General features: G+C 70.3%; 21 protein-coding genes and 1 pseudogene. 13 read left to right on the top strand and 9 right to left on the bottom strand.

Translation table 11 applies throughout. From position 1 onward, the window contains the following. The first annotated feature begins 14 nt into the window (after window positions 1-14). The 5 genes from OOK40_RS13605 to OOK40_RS13585 all read left to right on the top strand — a co-directional run bounded on the left by OOK40_RS13605 (window position 15) and on the right by OOK40_RS13585 (window position 3,729). A complete protein-coding gene (locus tag OOK40_RS13605) occupies window positions 15-1,118 on the top strand; it encodes a PLP-dependent cysteine synthase family protein (RefSeq protein WP_266480417.1) in 1,104 nt (367 codons plus the stop codon). Beyond that, a complete protein-coding gene (locus OOK40_RS13600) occupies window positions 1,115-2,419 on the top strand; it encodes an MFS transporter (protein WP_266480415.1) in 1,305 nt (434 codons plus the stop codon). Before OOK40_RS13605 ends, OOK40_RS13600 begins: the two co-directional genes overlap by 4 nt. 28 nt (window positions 2,420-2,447) lie before the next feature. Then, on the top strand, window positions 2,448-2,648 hold the full coding sequence (locus OOK40_RS13595) for a universal stress protein (protein WP_266480413.1): 201 nt from the start codon (window positions 2,448-2,450) through the stop codon (window positions 2,646-2,648). Window positions 2,649-2,788: 140 nt separating this feature from the next. After that, window positions 2,789-3,088 carry a hypothetical protein gene (locus OOK40_RS13590; protein ID WP_266480411.1) on the top strand — a complete coding sequence of 100 codons (300 nt, stop codon included), beginning with the start codon at window positions 2,789-2,791 and terminating at the stop codon, window positions 3,086-3,088. A gap of 191 nt (window positions 3,089-3,279) precedes the next feature. Next, the gene (locus tag OOK40_RS13585) at window positions 3,280-3,729 is read left to right on the top strand and encodes an OsmC family protein (protein ID WP_266480410.1); all 450 of its coding nucleotides are present in this window, start codon (window positions 3,280-3,282) and stop codon (window positions 3,727-3,729) included. A 21-nt stretch (window positions 3,730-3,750) separates the two neighbouring features. Here OOK40_RS13585 and OOK40_RS13580 read toward each other — a convergent pair whose 3' ends face one another. Further along, window positions 3,751-4,338: a rhodanese-like domain-containing protein gene (locus tag OOK40_RS13580; protein ID WP_266480408.1), complete on the bottom strand. Its 588-nt coding sequence runs from the start codon at window positions 4,336-4,338 to the stop codon at window positions 3,751-3,753. An 80-nt stretch (window positions 4,339-4,418) separates the two neighbouring features. Here OOK40_RS13580 and OOK40_RS13575 point away from each other — a divergent pair, with 80 nt between their 5' ends. Next, entirely contained in the window at window positions 4,419-4,706 is a 288-nt protein-coding gene (locus tag OOK40_RS13575) for a metal-sensitive transcriptional regulator (RefSeq protein WP_266480405.1), read from the top strand. Between the two features lie 18 nt (window positions 4,707-4,724). Here OOK40_RS13575 and OOK40_RS13570 read toward each other — a convergent pair whose 3' ends face one another. The 3 genes from OOK40_RS13570 to OOK40_RS13560 are packed head-to-tail and all read right to left on the bottom strand — an operon-like array spanning window position 4,725 to window position 7,258. Then, window positions 4,725-5,453 carry a sulfite exporter TauE/SafE family protein gene (locus OOK40_RS13570; RefSeq protein WP_266480403.1) on the bottom strand — a complete coding sequence of 243 codons (729 nt, stop codon included), beginning with the start codon at window positions 5,451-5,453 and terminating at the stop codon, window positions 4,725-4,727. After that, on the bottom strand, window positions 5,450-5,839 hold the full coding sequence (locus tag OOK40_RS13565) for a rhodanese-like domain-containing protein (protein WP_266480402.1): 390 nt from the start codon (window positions 5,837-5,839) through the stop codon (window positions 5,450-5,452). The genes OOK40_RS13570 and OOK40_RS13565 overlap by 4 nt, the downstream gene beginning before the upstream one ends. Before the next feature lie 54 nt (window positions 5,840-5,893). Next, on the bottom strand, window positions 5,894-7,258 hold the full coding sequence (locus tag OOK40_RS13560) for an MBL fold metallo-hydrolase (RefSeq protein WP_266480400.1): 1,365 nt from the start codon (window positions 7,256-7,258) through the stop codon (window positions 5,894-5,896). 176 nt (window positions 7,259-7,434) lie between these two features. Between OOK40_RS13560 and OOK40_RS13555 the strand changes: the two genes are divergently transcribed. Next, window positions 7,435-7,839: a DUF302 domain-containing protein gene (locus OOK40_RS13555; RefSeq protein ID WP_266480397.1), complete on the top strand. Its 405-nt coding sequence runs from the start codon at window positions 7,435-7,437 to the stop codon at window positions 7,837-7,839. A 596-nt stretch (window positions 7,840-8,435) separates the two neighbouring features. After that, on the top strand, window positions 8,436-9,335 hold the full coding sequence (locus OOK40_RS13550; protein ID WP_266480394.1) for an aminoglycoside phosphotransferase family protein: 900 nt from the start codon (window positions 8,436-8,438) through the stop codon (window positions 9,333-9,335). 54 nt (window positions 9,336-9,389) lie between these two features. Here OOK40_RS13550 and crcB read toward each other — a convergent pair whose 3' ends face one another. The 3 genes and pseudogenes from crcB to OOK40_RS13535 form a co-directional block, all read right to left on the bottom strand. Continuing rightward, window positions 9,390-9,764, bottom strand: coding sequence for a fluoride efflux transporter CrcB (gene crcB / locus OOK40_RS13545; protein WP_266480392.1), 375 nt, complete (start codon window positions 9,762-9,764; stop codon window positions 9,390-9,392). Further along, a complete protein-coding gene (locus tag OOK40_RS13540; RefSeq protein ID WP_266480389.1) occupies window positions 9,761-10,108 on the bottom strand; it encodes a DUF190 domain-containing protein in 348 nt (115 codons plus the stop codon). Before OOK40_RS13540 ends, crcB begins: the two co-directional genes overlap by 4 nt. Next, window positions 10,105-10,275: pseudogene (locus tag OOK40_RS13535) on the bottom strand (chromosome condensation protein CrcB); the annotation flags it as partial. The gene OOK40_RS13540 and the pseudogene OOK40_RS13535, both read right to left, overlap by 4 nt. Window positions 10,276-10,403: 128 nt before the next feature. Here OOK40_RS13535 and OOK40_RS13530 point away from each other — a divergent pair. After that, complete coding sequence (locus OOK40_RS13530; RefSeq protein WP_266480386.1) at window positions 10,404-12,098, top strand: sensor histidine kinase; 1,695 nt, start codon at window positions 10,404-10,406, stop codon at window positions 12,096-12,098. Between the two features lie 92 nt (window positions 12,099-12,190). Further along, on the top strand, window positions 12,191-12,859 hold the full coding sequence (locus tag OOK40_RS13525) for a response regulator transcription factor (RefSeq protein WP_266480384.1): 669 nt from the start codon (window positions 12,191-12,193) through the stop codon (window positions 12,857-12,859). Window positions 12,860-13,000: 141 nt separating this feature from the next. On the opposite strand, the gene OOK40_RS13520 is transcribed toward OOK40_RS13525, so the two are convergent. Next, window positions 13,001-13,438 carry a MarR family winged helix-turn-helix transcriptional regulator gene (locus tag OOK40_RS13520; RefSeq protein ID WP_266480382.1) on the bottom strand — a complete coding sequence of 146 codons (438 nt, stop codon included), beginning with the start codon at window positions 13,436-13,438 and terminating at the stop codon, window positions 13,001-13,003. 203 nt (window positions 13,439-13,641) lie between these two features. Here OOK40_RS13520 and OOK40_RS13515 point away from each other — a divergent pair, with 203 nt between their 5' ends. The 3 genes from OOK40_RS13515 to OOK40_RS13505 all read left to right on the top strand — a co-directional run bounded on the left by OOK40_RS13515 (window position 13,642) and on the right by OOK40_RS13505 (window position 16,468). Continuing rightward, window positions 13,642-15,183 (top strand): DUF2252 domain-containing protein, encoded by a 1,542-nt coding sequence (locus OOK40_RS13515; RefSeq protein WP_266480379.1) that lies wholly within the window; start codon window positions 13,642-13,644, stop codon window positions 15,181-15,183. A 33-nt stretch (window positions 15,184-15,216) separates the two neighbouring features. Next, the gene (locus OOK40_RS13510; RefSeq protein WP_266480377.1) at window positions 15,217-16,050 is read left to right on the top strand and encodes a hypothetical protein; all 834 of its coding nucleotides are present in this window, start codon (window positions 15,217-15,219) and stop codon (window positions 16,048-16,050) included. A gap of 73 nt (window positions 16,051-16,123) precedes the next feature. Next, window positions 16,124-16,468, top strand: coding sequence for a rhodanese-like domain-containing protein (locus tag OOK40_RS13505; protein ID WP_266480375.1), 345 nt, complete (start codon window positions 16,124-16,126; stop codon window positions 16,466-16,468). 16 nt (window positions 16,469-16,484) lie between these two features. Here the strand turns inward: OOK40_RS13505 and OOK40_RS13500 are convergent, their stop codons facing one another. Next, on the bottom strand, window positions 16,485-17,654 hold the full coding sequence (locus OOK40_RS13500; protein ID WP_266480373.1) for an acyl-CoA dehydrogenase family protein: 1,170 nt from the start codon (window positions 17,652-17,654) through the stop codon (window positions 16,485-16,487). Between the last annotated feature and the right edge of the window lie 11 nt (window positions 17,655-17,665).

The raw sequence follows: 17,665 nt of genomic DNA, 5'->3' as shown, positions 1-17,665 counted from the left end.
TGAGAGCGGAACTGATGCACTCTCCGAAGACCACCCCCCTCACCAAGCCCGGCCACGCCGCCCTGTCCGGGCTAGTGGGCAACACTCCTCTCCTGCACGTCAGCGAGCCCTTCGCACCGGCGGGACGCGGCTTCTGGGCAAAGCTGGAAGGCTTCAATCCCGGCGGCATCAAGGACCGCCCCGGCCTCCACATGGTCGAACGCGCCCGCGCCCGCGGCGATCTGAAGCCCGGAGCGCAGATCATCGAGTCCACCAGCGGCACGCTCGGCCTCGGCCTCGCCTTGGCCGGAATGGTCTACGGCCACCCGGTCACCCTGGTCACCGACCCGGGCCTGGAGATGTCCATGACCCGGCTGCTGAACGCCTACGGTGCCCAGGTCAACGTCGTCTCCGAGCCCCATCCCACCGGCGGCTGGCAGCAGGCTCGCCGCGACCGCGTCGCGCAGCTGATGCGGCAACACCCCGATTCCTGGTGCCCGGACCAGTACAACAACCCCGACAACACCGCCGCGTACACCCCGCTCGCGCTGGAACTCGCCACGGAACTGGCCCATATCGACGTCCTGGTGTGCAGCGTCGGCACCGGAGGTCACTCGGCGGGCGTCTCCCGCGTTCTGCAGCAGCTCTACCCCGACCTGAAGCTCGTGGGCGTGGACACCATCGGCTCCACGATCTTCGGACAGCCCGCCCGGCCCCGCCTGATGCGCGGGCTCGGGTCGAGCATCTATCCCCGCAATGTCGCCTACGAGAACTTCTCCGAGGTGCACTGGGTCGCTCCGGCGGAAGCGGTGTGGGCTTGTCGGCAGCTGGCCGCCTCGCACTACGCCACCGGCGGATGGAGTGTCGGCGCAGTCGCCCTGGTCGCGGGATGGCTCGCCCGCACCCTGCCGGAGGACACCCGGATCGCGGCGATCTTCCCCGACGGGCCGCAGCGCTACCTCGGCACGGTGTACGACGACGACTACTGCGCCGCCCACGGTCTGCTCGACGTCCCGCCCGCATCCGAACCGGACGTGATCGGCCGCCTGGACGAGAAGGAAGTCACCGCCTGGACCCGGTGCACGAGCGTGGTCGACCCGCTCACCCTCGCCCAGGACGCGCGGGAGGAGGACCGGTGAAGAGCATGATCGCGCAGGTCCGCACGTACGAACGCAGCGTCCAGCTGCTGATGGTGAACCAGTTCACTATCAACCTCGGCTTCTACATGCTGATGCCGTACCTGGCCACGCACCTGGCCGGGCCTCTTGGCCTCGCCGGATGGCTTGTCGGCCTGATCCTCGGCGTACGCAACTTCAGCCAACAAGGCATGTTCCTGGTCGGCGGCACACTGGCCGACCGGCTCGGCTACAAGCCGTTGATCATCGCTGGCATGGTCCTGCGCATCGTCGGCTTCGTAACCCTCGGGCTCGTCGACTCCGTACCCGCGCTGATCGCCGCCTCGGCCGCGACCGGCCTGGCCGGCGCCCTGTTCAACCCGGCCACTCGCGCCTACCTCGCCGCTGACGCGGGAGAGCGGCGAGTGGAGGCGTTCGCGTTGTTCAACGTCTTCTACCAGGCCGGAATCCTGCTCGGCCCGCTCGTCGGCATGGTGCTGACCGGCATCGACTTTCGCATCACCTGCCTGACGGCGGCCGGCATCTTCGCGGTCCTGAGCATTGTGCAGATCCGGGCGCTGCCCGCACGACGGGCCGACGACGCCAAGGCCCAGGCGGACGGTGGGCGGGAGAGTGTCCTGTCGCAGTGGCGGAGCATCCTGGTCAACCGGCCGTTCCTGCTGTTCTCGATCGCCATGATCGGCTCGTACGTGATGTCCTTCCAGGTCTATCTCGCGCTGCCGCTGGAGGTCCGACGCCTGGGCGGAGAGGGCGAGTTCGGTACCGCGGCGGTGGCGGTGCTGTTTGCCGTGTCGGGACTCAGCACCATCCTCGGCCAGACCAGGGTGACCGCCTGGTGCAAGGCCCGTATGGAGCCCGGGCGCGCGCTCACCTGGGGCCTTTCGACCATGGGATTCGCGTTCGTGCCGCTGCTGCTGGCCACGGCAATGCCGGTCCCGGACGGCGGAATCGGACTGTGTCTGCTCGCGGCGGTGCCGCCCGCGCTGTCCGCACTGCTGCTCGCCCTGGGCACGATGATCGCGTACCCGTTCGAGATGGACACCATCGTCCGGCTCTCCGGGGACCGCCTCGTCGCCACGCACTACGGCCTGTACAACACCATCTGCGGCGTCGGCATCACCATCGGCAACCTCCTCACCGGCGCCGCACTGGACGCCGCCCGCGCTGCCGGAGTGTCCGCCCTGCCGTGGATCGCGCTGTTCCTGCTGGGCCTTGCGTGCGCCGCCGCCGTGTACGGCCTGCACCGCACTGGTCGCCTCGCACCTCCGGTACCCGCTGCCCAGCCCGAACCAGCCACGGCCTGACGCCACCCGGGTTCCGGGAGCGCGGGGGGTGGTGGAGCAGGTGCCCGACGAATCGCCGGTCATCGCGCTGGCGCGAGCCTCGGACCGGGCCGACCTCTTGGTCGTCGGCTCTCGTGGACTCGGCGGTTTCCTCGGTCTGGCCCTCGGCTCCGTCAGCCACCACCTCTTGCAGTTCTCCCAGTGCCCCCTGGCCGTCATCCCGCCGCGCCCCGAGAACATTGCTGCCTGACAGGCCCGGGCCGAACGACCAAAGCCCGAGCGGGAACAACTCCTGCCCACAAAGCGCTATTCCGTATACCCCACCGGGTATGAGGCCTCGGGGTGGCGACCGCTGGGGACGGAACCGACCGGCGGAGGAGCGTGAGACCGATGGCGACGGCAGTGAACGACCGGCTCCACAGGATCGACGAGAGCCGTGCCGAAGAGACCGCTCTGGTGACCAAGTGCGGACGCAGGATCGAAGTACGGTGCCTGCGGCTCGGACGTCCGGACCGGCCGGGCCCGGTCAGCCGGATTGCTCTGGACGTCGGAGAGGACCAGGGCGGCGAGCCGGGAGTCTGGGCGGCACTCACCCCGGACGAGGCGCGCGGCCTGGCCCGCCTGCTTCTTCAGCAGGTCGGTGCGACCGAACAGCCCGCCGATGGTCGGCCGCAGGACGGCACTTCCTGATGTCAGAGTTGGCCGCGGAGCGTCGGACATGCACGAGCCCCGCATCTCCTCCCTGCGTGATCAGCTCTGTGGAAACACCCGCCTGGCTGTAACGAGGCGTCGGCGCACGAGAGGGCCGATCGGCCCCCGGACCACCCTGCCGGCCTCTCGATCAGGGAAGCCGTGCGCAGTCGACTGGGCACCGGCAACCGTTGTCACCGCCGGAAGGGGACCGGTCAGCAAACCAGCCGAGGGACGCCGACGTACACCGACTCGATGTCGGCCACGTCGGCGACGACGCCTACACCGTCGAGGTCCGCGGTCACCACATCCGGGTCGACCAGCCCATCGAAGCGGGCGGTACGGACACCGCACCGACACCCACCGAGCTGTTCGCCGCCTCCCTGGCCACCTGCGTATCCTTCTACGCAGGCCGCTACCTGCACCGCCACGACCTGCCCCGCTCCGGGCTGCGAGTGCGTGCCGAGTTCGTCATGGCGACCGACCGCCCGGCCCGTGTCACCTCCGTGCGCGTAGTGGTCGTCCCACCGCCAGAACTCCCCGAACAGCGCCGCGCCGCCCTTCTGGCCGTCGCCTCGCACTGCACCGTCCACAACACACTCGAACAGCCACCGGAGATCGACATCGAACTGGCGCCATGAGCGGGTCTGTGATGACGGTGATCAGCCGCGCCGCAGTGTGGCGAGCGTCGCGGCGAGGTCGGCCGGGCGGGCACGGTTGTGGGGCAGCTTGCCCAGCATGACGGCCATGCCGCAGGTGTCGGTGAGTGCGGAGAAGACGAGGCCGCCCGCGACGCCGGCCGAGAGGATCTGGAAAGCCGGATGCACCAGCAGGCCGAGGAGCAGGCCCAGGAGCACCACGGCGCCCGCGGTGAAGCGCACCTGCCGCTCCATGCTCCACCGCGCCCGGGTCTCGCAGGCCGCCGGGTGGTGCAGGTCGTGTCCCTCGGCGGCCCACGCGCTGGTGCCGCCGACGAGGTTGGCCGCGGGGATGCCCTGCTCGGCCAGGAGCTTGCAGGCGTTCTCCGAGCGGGCGCCGGAGGCGCACACCACGAGGACGTCGCCCCGGTCGGCAGCGTGCCGGATCTCGGGCAGTGCGCGCCGGATCTGGTCCAGGGGGATGTTGAGGGCGCCGGGCAGGTGGCCGGAGGCGTACTCGCCGGGGGTGCGTATGTCGATGACGGTGAGTTCGTGCCGCCGGGCGCGGGCCTGGTCTGTACCGAGGGCGGTGGGGGTGTGGGGGGTGGTCATATCAGGTGTGATCCTTAACGGTCGCTGCCGTCCCGAACTGAGACGTACAGTACCCCTAGGGGTATTTTTGAGGAGTGATCGTGGAACTGGAGCTTGAGGGCGCGTCCCTGAGGGCCGTGCTGAACCGGCTGCGGCGGGCGCAGGGCCAGATCTCCGGCGTGATCCGGATGATCGAGGAGGGGCGGGACTGCGAGGACGTCGTCACGCAGCTGGCCGCCGCCTCGCGGGCGCTCGACCGGGCCGGGTTCGCGATCATCGCCACCGGCCTGCAGCAGTGCGTGGCGGACATCGAATCGGGTCGGAAGGACGGTGAGGACGCGGAGGCGATGCGCGCGCGGCTGGAGAAGCTTTTCCTGTCGCTGGCGTAAGGAATTTTGGTCGGGCGGTCACAAGACCGCCTCCACCAGCATGAAGCCGGCCACCGCCAGCAGGACCAGGGCGAAGACCCGCTGAAGCGTCTGCCCGGACAGCTTCGCCGACAGGCGCTTGCCGTCCCAGGCACCCAGGATCGCCGCCCCGGCGAACGGTCCTATGACGGCCCAGTCCAGGCCGTCGGCCGTACCGGCGCGCATCGCCAGGGCCGCCAGCGAGTTGACGGTGATGACGAGCAGGCTGGTGCCCACGGCCGCCCGTATCCGCATGCCGAGGACGTTGACCAGCGCGGGGACCGCGAGGAAGCCACCGCCCACGCCGAGGACGCCGGTGACCGCGCCCAGCCCGGCACCGGCAGCCCCTGCCCGGCCCGGCCGTACGTGAATGATGCTCTCCGAGGAAGACCGGGGCCTGAGCATGCGTACCACGGCGAACGCCACGGTCAGCACGGCCGCCGGCAGGCGCCCGGCGAGCGCGCCGCCCAGCATCGCCGGGCCGACCCCCGCCGCGGCGAACAGCAGCCCGGTGCGCCAGCGAACGTGTCTGTCGCGGGCGTGCGCGGACAGCGCGGTGGCGGAGGTGACGGTGACGATGACCAGGCTTGCGGTGGTGGCCGCGACCGGGGTGAAACCGAGCAGGTAGATCAGGGCGGGGACGGCCAGAACACTGCCACCCCCTCCGAGCGCGCCCAGCGCCAGGCCGATGACGGCACCGGCGATCAGTGCGAGCATCACAGCGCTCACGCGACGGTCCCGTTCCTGCCGCGCGAGTCCACGACCGGCAGTCCTGCCTCGGCCCAGTCCTGCATGCCGCCCATGACGTCGACGGCCTCGACGCCGTGGGCCTGGAGCAGTTCGGCAGCCCGTCGGGATCGGTTGCCCGACCGACAGATCACGACGACAGGCCGTGCCTGCGCCTCGGCGGGCAGTCCGGCACCGGTGACCAGCGCCGTGAGGGGCAGGTGGACGGCGCCGGGGGCGTGGCCGGCCTGCCACTCGGCGGGTTCGCGTACGTCGAGCAGCACGGGGGTCCCGCCGTTTCCGGCCGCTTGCGCGTGCCCGGTGCGGGCGGCGGCCTCCTGCACGGTCACCCGCCCTGGGCCGCCCCGGCCGCGTCGAAAGAGGCTCATCGTGGTTCTCGCTCCTGTCCGTCTTGTGGGTGCGGTGATCTGCGGCGGCCGTCGTCAGAGGGTGTCGACGGTGAGTCCTGCCCTCTCGGCCGAGTCGAAGGAGTCGTCGACGGCGACGACGTCACGGCCTGCGGCGTCCAGCAGGGAGGCTGCGATGGCGGCGCGCATGCCGCCCGCGCAGTGCACCCACACCTGCCCTTCGGGGACCTCGTGGACGCGGCGGTGCAGGGCGTGGATGGGGATGTGGACCGAACCCTCGATGATGCCCGCCGACCGTTCGGAGGCCCGGCGGACGTCCAGCACGACGACGCCGTCCTTGGAGTGCCCCGCAAGATCGGCGAACGTGGCCCGTGAGAAGGAGGCGAGGTCCTCGCCCTCGCGCGCCCAGCGCGCCGGTTCTCCGGTGGCTGCGGCGGCCGGGCGGTCGATGCCCACCCGGACCAGCTCGCGCTGGGCGGCGGCGAGCTGCCCGGCGGACTCCGCAAGCAGCGTGACCGGCTTGCCCCACGGGATCAGCCAGGCCAGGTAGGTGGCGAGCTGTCCCTCGGCCTCGAAGTTGAATGAGCCGACGACGTGTCCTTCGGCGAAGGCGACCCGGTTGCGCAGGTCGACCACCCATTCCCCGGCGGCCAGCCGGGCGGCGATCTCCTCGGCGTCCGCGACGGCGGGCGGGCTCAGGTCGACCGGCGCGGGGCCGGCGGCGTTGGCCGGGCCCATGTGCGTGTAGTACGCGGGGATGTCGTCCAGGCCGGCCAGCAGGTCGGCGACGAAGGTGTCCACGTCACGGGTGAGCGCCTCGTTGGACGCCCTCTCCTTGCCGATCGTGGTGGACTCGCCCTCCGCCTGACCGGAGGAGCAGAAGCTGCCGAAGCCGTGTGTGGGCAGCACCGCCGTATCGTCCGGCAGCTCGGTGGCCAGGCGGTGCGCGGAGGCGTGCTGGGCCCGGGCGAGGTGTTCCGTCAGCCGTGGTTCGACCAGATCGGGTCGGCCGACGGTGCCGATCAGCAGCGAGCCGCCGGTGAACACCGCGACGGCCGTCCCGTTCTCCTCCAGCGCGTAGGACGTGTGGTGCGGGGTGTGGCCGGGCGTGGCCAGCGCGCGCAGAATCAGTCCGGCGGTGGCGTCGATCTCGGAGCGGTCGCCGTCGTGCACCGGTACGCGCTCGTAGGAGACCCGGGCCCCGGCGGGGACGAGGTAGGCGGCGCCCGTGAGCCGGGCCAGCTCCAGGCCCCCGGTGACGTAGTCGTTGTGGACGTGTGTCTCGACGACGTGGGATATCCGCACCCCGCGCCGCGCCGCTGCCGCGATCACCTGGTCGATGTCACGCGGAGGATCGACTGCCACCGCCGTCCGCTCGCCGCCTGCCAGGTAGCTGCGGTTGCCGAGCCCGGCCACCTCGATCGTGTCGATGAAAAACACGAGGCACTCCCTTCCAGTAAAATTACCCCTGGGGGTATATCTGGACGGTAGCACGAGTACCCCCGGGGGTATTTTTGAAAGCAAGGGGCAGCCCTGTGGGACGGCTGACGGGTACTTGGCACAGGGCCGGACACCCGTCCCACCCGCACCGCACAAGCCGAAGAAAGGCCATCGCCATGCGTTACGACCGCACCGTGCACCTGGACGCCGACTTCGCCACCACCGTGGCCCGCGTCCGCGAGGCCCTCGCCGAGCAGGGCTTCGGCGTCCTCACCGAGATCGATGTCACGGCGACGCTCAAGGCCAAGCTCGATCACGACATGGAGGACTACGTCATCCTCGGCGCCTGCAACCCGCAGCTCGCCCGCCGCGCTCTGGAGGCCGACCGCACCGCCGGCCTGCTGCTTCCCTGCAACGTGGTCGTCCGCAGAGACCGCGACCGCACCGCCGTACAGGCCCTCGACCCCGGCACGATGGTCACATTGACCGAACTCGATGCCCTGCGCCCAGTCGCCGAGGAAGCCACCCGTCGCCTCGACGCGGCGCTGGCCTCCCTGACCGAGGCGAGGACGGCCGGCTGAGCCGCCTCACAAGCCCAACGGAGTCCGGGCCGACTGACCGTCAGACGCCCGGTTTCCCCTGGCATGAACCGCCCGTCCGGTGAGCAGCTGCTGAACGAGGAAGCCGAGGGCTGCCGAGCGGCGCGTGGAAGAGAGCGTGTATCGAGCGGGGCTGGACAGTCGCCGACCAGGGCGGCGGGAAACGATCTCCATCAGCGCGGGAAACGATCTCGGCTGCCATTGCTCAGCCGCTGACCAGCGCATTCCGTCGGTTCCCCGCAGAGAGAAACCGACGACACGGGTTCTCGCCAGAGACGAAAGTCCTGGCGGGGGCCCGTTTCGCGTTGGTGGGGCCGTGACGGCCCGAGTTCGGTACGTACCGGGTGGTTTTTACGTGAATGAGCCCACACCATGACATGCCTCACGGTGCGGTCCCGCTTGCTTGATGATCTTCCGGTGGTGTGCGATGTCACCCGGTGCCTGTCGCGGTGACCACGATGCGCTGTGTGGTCGGCAGCAGGCCTCGCAGACGGCTCCCTGCCGGTCCCGCCTGCGTTGACAGGCCTTCCCCCAAGTCCTCCATGCCACATGGCGGAATTCTGTTCAGGACGGGTTCTATGTGCGCCAGCAAGATGCATGCCGACGAGGTGAGCACCGACGCAGCTCTTGTGCGTCGGCTCATCGCCGCTCAGTTTCCGCGGTGGGCGGGCCTTCCCGTCGAGCCGATCGACTCCGCCGGCACATCCAATGCCATGTATCGGTTGGGCCAGGACATGGTCGTACGACTCCCCCGCCTCGCGGGGGCCGCCCATGACGTCGAGAAGGAACACCGGTGGCTGCCACAGCTTGCCCCGCTGCTTCCCTGCGACATTCCCGTTCCGCTGGGCAAGGGCACGCCCGCTCTGTCGTATCCCTGGCATTGGTCCGTGTACCGATGGCTCGACGGTGAGAATCCCAGCGTCGGATCCATCGCCGAACCCGGCCTGCTCGCCGAGGACCTGGCGGAGTTCGTCACCGCGCTGCACCGGATCGATCCCACGGACGGGCCACCCTCCTACCGGAGTGAGCCCTTGGCCGACCGGGACACCGCGACGCGCGCCGCGATCGCGGAACTGCGTGGAATCGTCGACACCGATGCGGCGACCACTATCTGGGAAGCGGCCCTGCGGGTTCCGGAGTGGTCCGGCCCGGCAGTCTGGCTTCACGCGGACCTGCAGCCGGGCAATCTGCTGATGGCCCGCGGACGGCTCAGCGCAGTCATCGACTTCGGGTGTCTGGGGCTGGGCGATCCCGCCGTCGACCTGATCTCGGCGTGGTACCTGTTGCCGGCCGACACGAGGGGGGCCTTCCGGGCCGCCCTGGAAGTTGATGACGCGGCCTGGGCACGAGGTCGCGGCTGGGCGCTGTCGATAGCGCTCCTAGAACTGCGGTACTACCGGCACACGAATCCGGTGATGGCGACCATCGCTCGACATGTCATCGAGGAAGTCCTCACCGACCACGATCGCGCCGAATGACACCGACATGACGTCGTGGCGCACGGAGCGGGCGGAGCGGGTGGGCGCACCGGGTCAGTCCCAGAGCGCCTCGCCGAACAGCACACCGGCGAAGACGGCGCCCAGCCCGGCGACCACGCCGGCGATCACGTTGACCGCCGCGTAGAACTTCGCCCCGTCCTCGACCAGCCGCAGCGTCTCGTAGCTGAACGTCGAGTACGTCGTCAGCGCCCCGCACAGCCCGGTCCCCAGGAACAACTGCACGTGCGAGGACGCCGCCCCGGCCGTCACCGCCCCGGTCAGCACACCCAGTACGAGACAGCCGACGACATTGACCGCGAAGGTTCCCCACGGGAAGACCGAGTCGTGCCTGGTCTGCACCGCCCGGTCGGTCAGGAAGCGCAACGGGGCGCCGATCGCCGCCCCCAGCGCCACCAGCAGCCAGTTCACTTGGACGTCTCCCTGCCCGCGTAGCGGATGACCTCGCAGTCGTCCAGGATCACCAGCCCCTCCGTGACCAGCTCGTCGAGCTGCGGCAGGAAGGCGCGGATGCGTTCCTCGTCATCCACGATCACGATCGCCACCGGCAGATCCTCACTCAGGGACAGCAGCCGGACGGTGTGAATCAACGAGGAGGCGCCGAACCCCTCAATCCCCCGGAACACACTCGCGCCCGCCAGACCCGCCTTGTGCGCCCGGTGCACGATCTCCGTGTACACCGGTTTGTGATGCCACAGATCCGATTCCCCGATGAAGATCGTTACGCGCAGTGCCCTGCCCGTCAGCCTGGTCATCCCTGCCTCCACGCCAGTACGCGGCGCGCCACCCACACCGCACTCCACACCGCCGCGAGCGGCGTCGGTCCCAGATACGCCGGCCTTGTACCGGCCTGGCCGCCTTCCTTCAGACGTCGAATATCCACCGCATACCTCGAGAACATCGTGAACCCGCCCAACACGCCTACTCGCAGGGCGCCCGGCGCAGAGCGCCCGGACCTGGGCGCGCCCCTCGCAAGGTGCGACGTTCGTCGCTCCCCGGCAAGACGAAAGTGGGGCGTGAGCGCCGGGGCGTGCTGATTAGGGTGCCACCGTGGACGCTTCATCGAGAATCCGAGCGGGCTGGGCATGGCTGGCGGCGCCCGAGCTGTGGTCGAGGCGGCGGACCGCCGGCGAGCTGGTGCTCGCGCTGGTGCTGGGCCTCATGGCCGCCGGGACCGAGGAACTGCTGGGCAGCGAGGGACTGAGGCTGCTGTTCGTCGGTGTGTCGGCCGCGCTGCTGTCTCTGCTGCGGCGCCGGATGCCGACGCCTGTCCTGGTGATAACCGGGGGGCTGGCGCCGCTCATGAGCGGCTTCGCGCCGCTGCTGATGGTCGTGGGGTGGTCGGCGGGGCGCAGGATCGTGGGCGCCGGGCGGGCGCTGGCCGCGTTCACCGTCGCGTACGTCCTCTTCATCGGCACCACGCTCGTGGACTCCTGGTCGCAGCAGGCGCAGATGACGGCGGTGCTGCTCTCCACCCTCTACTTCCTGGCGACGACGGTCGTGCCGGGGCTGGCCAGCCGCTACTGGACGCAGCGCAGGACTCTGCTGCACGCCCTGCAGGAGCGCAACAGCCAGCTCCTGCGGGAGCGGGCGATGGTGGCAGGGCAGGCACGGCTGCTGGAGCGGCAGCGGATCGCCCAGGACATGCACGACAGCCTCGGCCACCAGCTGGCGCTGATCTCCGTACACACCGGGGCGCTCGAGGTGGACCCCGGGCTGACACCACGGCAGCGGGAGGTCGTCGGCGTGCTCCGGGACGCTTCCGTGACCGCCATGCACGAGCTGCGCGAGGTCGTCGGGATTCTGCGGGACGGGGTCGAGGCTGCGCCGTCCGTCGACGAGTCGGGGCGGGCCGCGCGCGGGACTGCCGGTATCGCGGGGCTCGTGGAGGCGGCGCGTGCGGCGGGCAACGCCGTGGAGCTGCGGTGCTCGGGTGGGGCGCGGCCCCTTGCGGCGGCGGCCGACCATGCTGCCTACCGCATTGTGCAGGAGTCGCTGACCAATGCGTACAAGCACGCGCCCGGGGCCGCGATAGGCGTGGAGCTGAGATACGAGCCGGACTCCTTCGTCCTCGAGATCGTCAGCGGGGCCCCGGTGGCGCCGGCGCCGGGCGAGGTGGTCAGTGGCGGGCAGGGGCTGACCGGGCTGCGGGAGCGGGCCCGGCTGGTCGGCGGCATCGTGCACGCGGGTCCGGCGGACGGCGGGGGCTTCCGGGTGGCAGGGGTGCTGCCGTACGGAGTCGGGGAGGCGGCGCCGTTCGTCGCGACGGAGGACGACTTCCGCCAGCAGTCGCCACAGGCCGCACTCGGGAACGGTGGTCCGGTCATGGGCTGGACTGTTTCGGAGCGGGAGCTGGCGATGGGTGGACAGAAGAGAAGCAGGGGCGGCGGTCTGGCGCTGGGCTGCGGGATCGCTGTGGCGGCGTTGCTGGTACTGGGGGCAGCGGGCGTCTTCGGGCTGTTCTTCCTGGTGGGCTCGATGAGTGAGGGGATGATCGACCCGGTCGAGTACGAGAAAGTGAAGATCGGGGCCGCCGAGGACGAGGTGCGTGACGGGCTGCCGAGCGGGGACACGATCGCGACCACCGGACTGAGCGGCAAGGGCCCTCAGGAGCCTGCGGACTCCGAATGCCTGGTGCTGATGTCCTCGGAGGTGGGAGACAACTTCGACACCGAGCCGGTGTTCCGGTTCTGCTTCAGGGACGGCAAGCTGATCGAGAAGAAGTCCTACGAGGTCAGCCGATAGGTGCAGTTGGCCGCGCCGGTCGAGCGGCGCTGGGCGGCCCGCCGGGCGGCCGAGGCCGAGCCGACATGGTGCCGCTGGGTGTGGGGGGTGCAGTGACACAGTCGCCGATCCGGGTTGTCATCGCTGATGACGAGCCGCTCATCAGGGCCGGGATCCGGATGATCCTCACCTCCGACCGCGGGATCGAGGTCGTGGCGGAAGCGGCCAACGGGCGCGAGGCGATCGAATTCGCACGTTCGCACAGCGCCGATGTGGTGCTTCTCGACATCCAGATGCCGGTGATGGACGGTCTCACGGCTCTGGGAGAGCTGCGCAGGGCGGCACCGGCGGCACGGGTGATCGTGCTGACGACATTCGGCGAGCGCGAGAACGTACTGCGGGCGCTGGAACACGGCGGCGCAGGCTTTCTGCTGAAGGACACCGCGCCCGCGGAGCTGATCGGGGCGGTACGCGCGGCGGCCGCGGGGGATGCGTATCTCTCGCCCGGTGCGACCCGGCATGTGGTGGACCAACTCGCCTCGGGGCGGGCGGCGGCGCGCGGTGAGCAGGCGCGGACGAGGGTGGCCGCGCTGAGCAGTCGCGAGCGGGACGTGCTCGCCCTGCTTGGGGAGGGGCTGTCCAACGCGGACGCCGGGCGGCGGCTGCATATGAGCGAGGCCACGGTGAAGACGTATGTGAGCCGGATCCTGGCGAAGCTGGAGTGCGAGAACCGGGTGCAGGCGGCGCTTCTGGCGCGGGATGCGGGGCTGGACGCGGTGTGATGGGAGGGGGGCGCGTGCCGCCGGGACCGTTCGGCACGCGCGGCTGGCTGCCACGCGGACCAGCGGTGTGATTGACGTCGTTCCACGTGGAACATCCGTGTTGCCTGTTTCACGTGAAACGCCGGGCTCAGTGAGCGGGCGCTAGGGGGTGTCTGCTCCGGTCGCGTTGTAGCGCAGCAGATACGCGGCGAAGCGGGTCAGATCTTCGGTCGGCCAGTCGGCGAGGCGCTCCTGGTAGGCGGCGCGGCGACTCGCGTGGGTGGAGGAGAGCAGTTCGGTTCCTGCCGCGGTGGGGTGCAGGACCTGGACGCGATGGTCGTCGGTGTCGGGCCGCCGCTCGACAAGACCGAGCTTTTCGAGGGCGGAGACCTGTCTGCTGACGGTTGACTTGTCGAGCATGTAGTGCGCCGCGAGGTCGGTGGCGCGGCAGCCCCGCCGGCCGTCGATGTGTGCCAGCAACGTGTAGGAGACCAGCGGCAGTTCGGGGTGGAGTCGGGCGGCCGCGGCGCGGGCACGGCGGGCGAACGCTGTGAGTTCACGCTCGATGGTGTCGACGGACTCGTCACGTGTGGCTGACATGGTCCGCCCTCCTCGATCTCGGTTGCATAATACAACGTTTAAGGGAAGGGAGCCTCTGGGAGATCGGTTGCGGAGATCTTCGCAGGCGGTGGAGGCGGCGAACGTTATCCACAGGGGGAGACGGCTGTCGCGGAGCGGCGGTACGGTCAGTAGCAGTTGATGTTGAAGGTGTGCGTGTACGACGACGGGGGAGGCAGCGCGTCATGGGCGAGGCTGAGACGGGGATGCCGGTGCGGCAGGCGGAGTTCGGCGGAGCGGGAGCCGACGGGTCACGGGATGCGGCAAGGGCATCCGGGGACGCGGCGGGTGTGGGGGCACGCATTCCGGTGGTGCCCGGATTCGCATGGCGTCCGGGGCAGCGGACGGCAGGTGCTCAGAATGGCGCCAGGTCGCCGAAGGAGGCGGGGAAGGCGCTGCGGGACCGGATTCCGCGGGCCTCGCACGACTCACTCGTGCTTCGAGCGGCGCGGCCCGACGCCGTCCAGGCCGTCGAGGAGTCCAGCCGGGGCCGAGTGCCGGAGCTCACGCCGATACGGGTGGGCCGCATGGCCGCCTCGCCGTTCGCCTTTCTCCGCGGCTCGGCCGGCCTGATGGCCCACGACCTGGTGGGCACTCCGGCCACCGGAGTGAGCGCGCAGATCTGCGGCGATGCGCACGCGGCGAACTTCGGTCTGTACGGCGATGCCCGCGGCCGCCTCGTCATCGATCTCAACGACTTCGACGAGACCGTCGTCGGCCCGTGGGAATGGGATCTCAAGCGGCTCGCCGTCTCGCTGGTCCTGGCCGGGCGCGTGGTGGGCGCGGACGAAACCGTCTGCCGGGCGGCCGCTTTCGACGTCGTGGGAGCCTACCGGCGCACGATGCGGCTGCTGGCCAGGCTGCCCGCGCTGGACGCGTGGAACGCCATCGCCGACGAGGAACTCGTCTCCCACACGGACGCGCGGGATCTGCTGGGCACGCTGGAGCGGGTCTCGGAGAAGGCCCGCAACAACACGAGCGCGCGCTTCGCCGCCAAGTCGACCGAGGCTGTGTCCGGCAGCGGCTCCGCCGCGGGCGACGGGGGACGGCGCTTCGTGGACGCGCCGCCGGTGCTGCGGCGGGTGCCGGACGCGGAGGCGGCGGCCGTCGCCGCGTCGCTGGAGGAGTATCTGCACACGGTGTCCGAGGACCGGCTGCCGCTGCTCGCCCGGTACTCGATCCATGACGTGGCCTTCCGGGTGGTCGGGACCGGGAGCGTGGGTACGCGGTCGTATGTGGTGCTGCTGCTCGACCACCGTGGCGACGCACTGGTGCTGCAGGTGAAGGAGGCACGCTCCTCGGTACTGCTTCCGTATCTGACGGCTGCCGGCTTCCCGGTTCCGGACGTGGAGCACGAGGGACGCCGGGTGGTGCTCGGCCAGAAGCGGATGCAGGTGGTCAGTGACATCCTGCTCGGCTGGACGACAGTCGACGGACGGCCTTTCCAGGTACGGCAGTTCAGAAACCGCAAGGGCAGCGTGGACCCGGCGGCCCTTGCGCCGGACCAGGTCGACGACTACGGACGGATGACCGGAGCCCTGCTGGCCCGGGCGCACGCGCACAGTGCCGACCCGCGGCTGCTCGCCGGATACTGCGGAAAGAACGAAGAGCTGGACGAGGCGGTGGCCGGCTTCGCCATGATCTACGCGGACCGTACGGAGGCGGACCACGCGGATCTGCTGTCGGCGATCAAGAGCGGGCGGATAGCCGCTGAGCTGGGGGTGTGACGGGGCGCTCGGCCGCGCCCGTAGGCTGGGCGGGTGACCCAGGATGCACCCGGGGGCCCGACGACCCGGAACGACGAAGAGCAGGACGCGCAAGCGCGGCCCGAGGCCCGGCTTGAGAAGGCGGTGCGCGCGGCCGAGCAGGCGCTGATCGAGTTCGAGATCGCGCTGGAGACGTTCCGGGTGGAGGTCGAGAACTTCTCCCGGCTGCATCACCAAAAGCTCGGCCCGATGTACGCGCGCCTGGACGAGTTGGATGCCCAGATCGCCGAGGCCATGGCCGCCCGCACCGGCGACCCGGAGGATCTGCGCAAGGCGCAGGAGGCCCGGGCGATGGTGATGCCCATGCCCGGCGTCGACGAGCTGTTCAACGACTGGATGGACGCCGACGGCCTCTCCCCTGAGGCCGCCGCGATGCTCACCGACCAGCCTGTGCGGGCGCCGAAGCGGGTGCGGCCGAGCGAAGAGGCGCGCAAGCTCTACCGCGAGCTGGCTCGCAAGGCGCATCCGGACCTGGCTCAGGACGAGGAGGAGCGGACACGGCGCGACGAGTTCATCACACGCGTGAACGGTGCGTACGGGCTCGGCGACGTGGCGTTGCTGAAGGAGCTGGCCGCGGAGTGGGAGGCCGGTCCCGTGCCGGCCCAGCAGCGGTTGAGCGAGAGCGAGGAGCTCTACGCCCGGCTCGAGTGGCTGTCGCAGCGCAAGGAGCTGCTGACGGCGGTCGCCAGGGAGCTGGAGGAGAGCGCGATCGGCTCGATGCTGCGGATGGCGCCCGAAGACCCGGACCGGCTCCTGGAGGAGATCGCCGAGCAGCTGCTCGCGCAGGTCGCCGAGCGCGAGGCGGAACTGTCCAAACTCGTGCAGTAGGTTTTCCGAGGGGTCTCGGGAGACCTGATACCGGCGAACCCCGCCGACGTACGTACGAGAGAAGGCATAGCCCATGAATTTCGCCCCGCTGCCCTCGGTGGACGCCGCGGCGGTACCGTCCGAGGGCCTTGTGCTGGACGTCCGGGAGAACGACGAGTGGGCGGCCGGGCATGTCGAGGGCGCACTGCATGTGCCGATGAGCGACTTCGTGGCCCGCTTCGGTGAGGTGACCGAGGCTGTGGCGGACAAGGGCCGTGCCTATGTGATGTGCCGGGTCGGCGGGCGGTCCGCGCAGGTCACCCAGTATCTGGTGCAGCAGGGCATCGACGCGGTGAACGTCGACGGCGGCATGCTCGCCTGGGACGGCGCCGGGCGTCCGATGGTCACCGACAACGACAGCCCGGCGTTCGTTCTCTGAGCTTCTGCCTGAGCTCCTAGCCGAGGGGATGGGCTGCCAGCAGGTCGCCCAGCGCCTCCTCATGTGCCGCTGCCGGGCCGAGCGAGAGCTCGAGCTGCTTGGCCCAGGCGTGATAGCGGTGCAGCGGATAGTCGGTGTCCGCGCCGAAGCCGCCATGCAGATGCTGGGCGGTCTGTACGACACGGCGTACGCCCTCCGAGGCCCAGATCTTGGCCACGGCCACATCGCCGGATACGGGCAGTGGCCCGCCGACACCCGCACTCCCCCGAGCCGGGCCCAGCCGCCAGGCCGCCTGCCAGAGGGTCGCCTCCATCGCGCGCAGATCGATATAGCGGTCGGCGGCCTGGACGGCGACTGCCTGGAATGTCGCGACCGGGAATCCGAACTGCTCGCGTTTTCCGGTGTATTCACTGGTCATCGAGAGCACCGCCTCACCGAGACCGAGCGCCAGCGCACAGATCCCGGTCGCCAGGAGCTGGCGCAGCCACTCCCAGGCGCCCTCGGCGTCGATCAGCTCGCGGCTCCCGATCTGTACGGAATCCAGGCTGACCTCGGCGAAACGCTCACCGCTGGTGGAGATCTGCTCGGCGAAAGTGAGACCGTCACGGTCCCGGGGGACCACGGCGACAACGGCCCTGCCGTCATCGGCGTGCGCCGGTATGGCAATGCGGTCCGCGGACTGAGCCCAGGGCACGCCTGTCTGCACGCCGTCGAGCACCCAGCCGTCCCCGTCCCCGCCCCCGAGCTCGGCGTCCCGACGGGCGGCGACGGCGAGCTCGGCGGGGTCGTGACCGGTGCGGCCATTGGCACCGACGGTGAGGACCAGCTCACCGCGGCCGACCCGGGGGAGGATCTCCTCGCTCAACTCGGCGCTGCCATAACGCTCGACGGCCATGGCGACCGCGCTCGTCTCCAGCAGCGGCACCCGCGCGAGTACCTTCGCCGACTCGCGCAGGACCAGGCAGAGCGCGATGGGGTCGAGGCCCGCCCCGCCGTACTGCGGAGACAGGACCAGGCTCAGCAGATCCCCGCCCGCGAGCTTGGCCCACAGCGGTCGGTCGAACTCCTCGGCCACCGCGCCTGGGGTGAGCGCGGGGCTCGGTACTCCGTCGGGAGCGACGCCCGAGAAGGCCGCTTTCGCCGCCTCGACGGCCGCCTGCTGCTCCTCGGTGAAGGTGAAGTCCACAGTCCTGTCCT

Origin of the sequence: Streptomyces sp. NBC_01481, assembly GCF_026339995.1 — a bacterium.
Lineage (GTDB): Bacteria > Actinomycetota > Actinomycetes > Streptomycetales > Streptomycetaceae > Streptomyces.
This window is presented reverse-complemented; position numbering and strand designations above follow the sequence as displayed.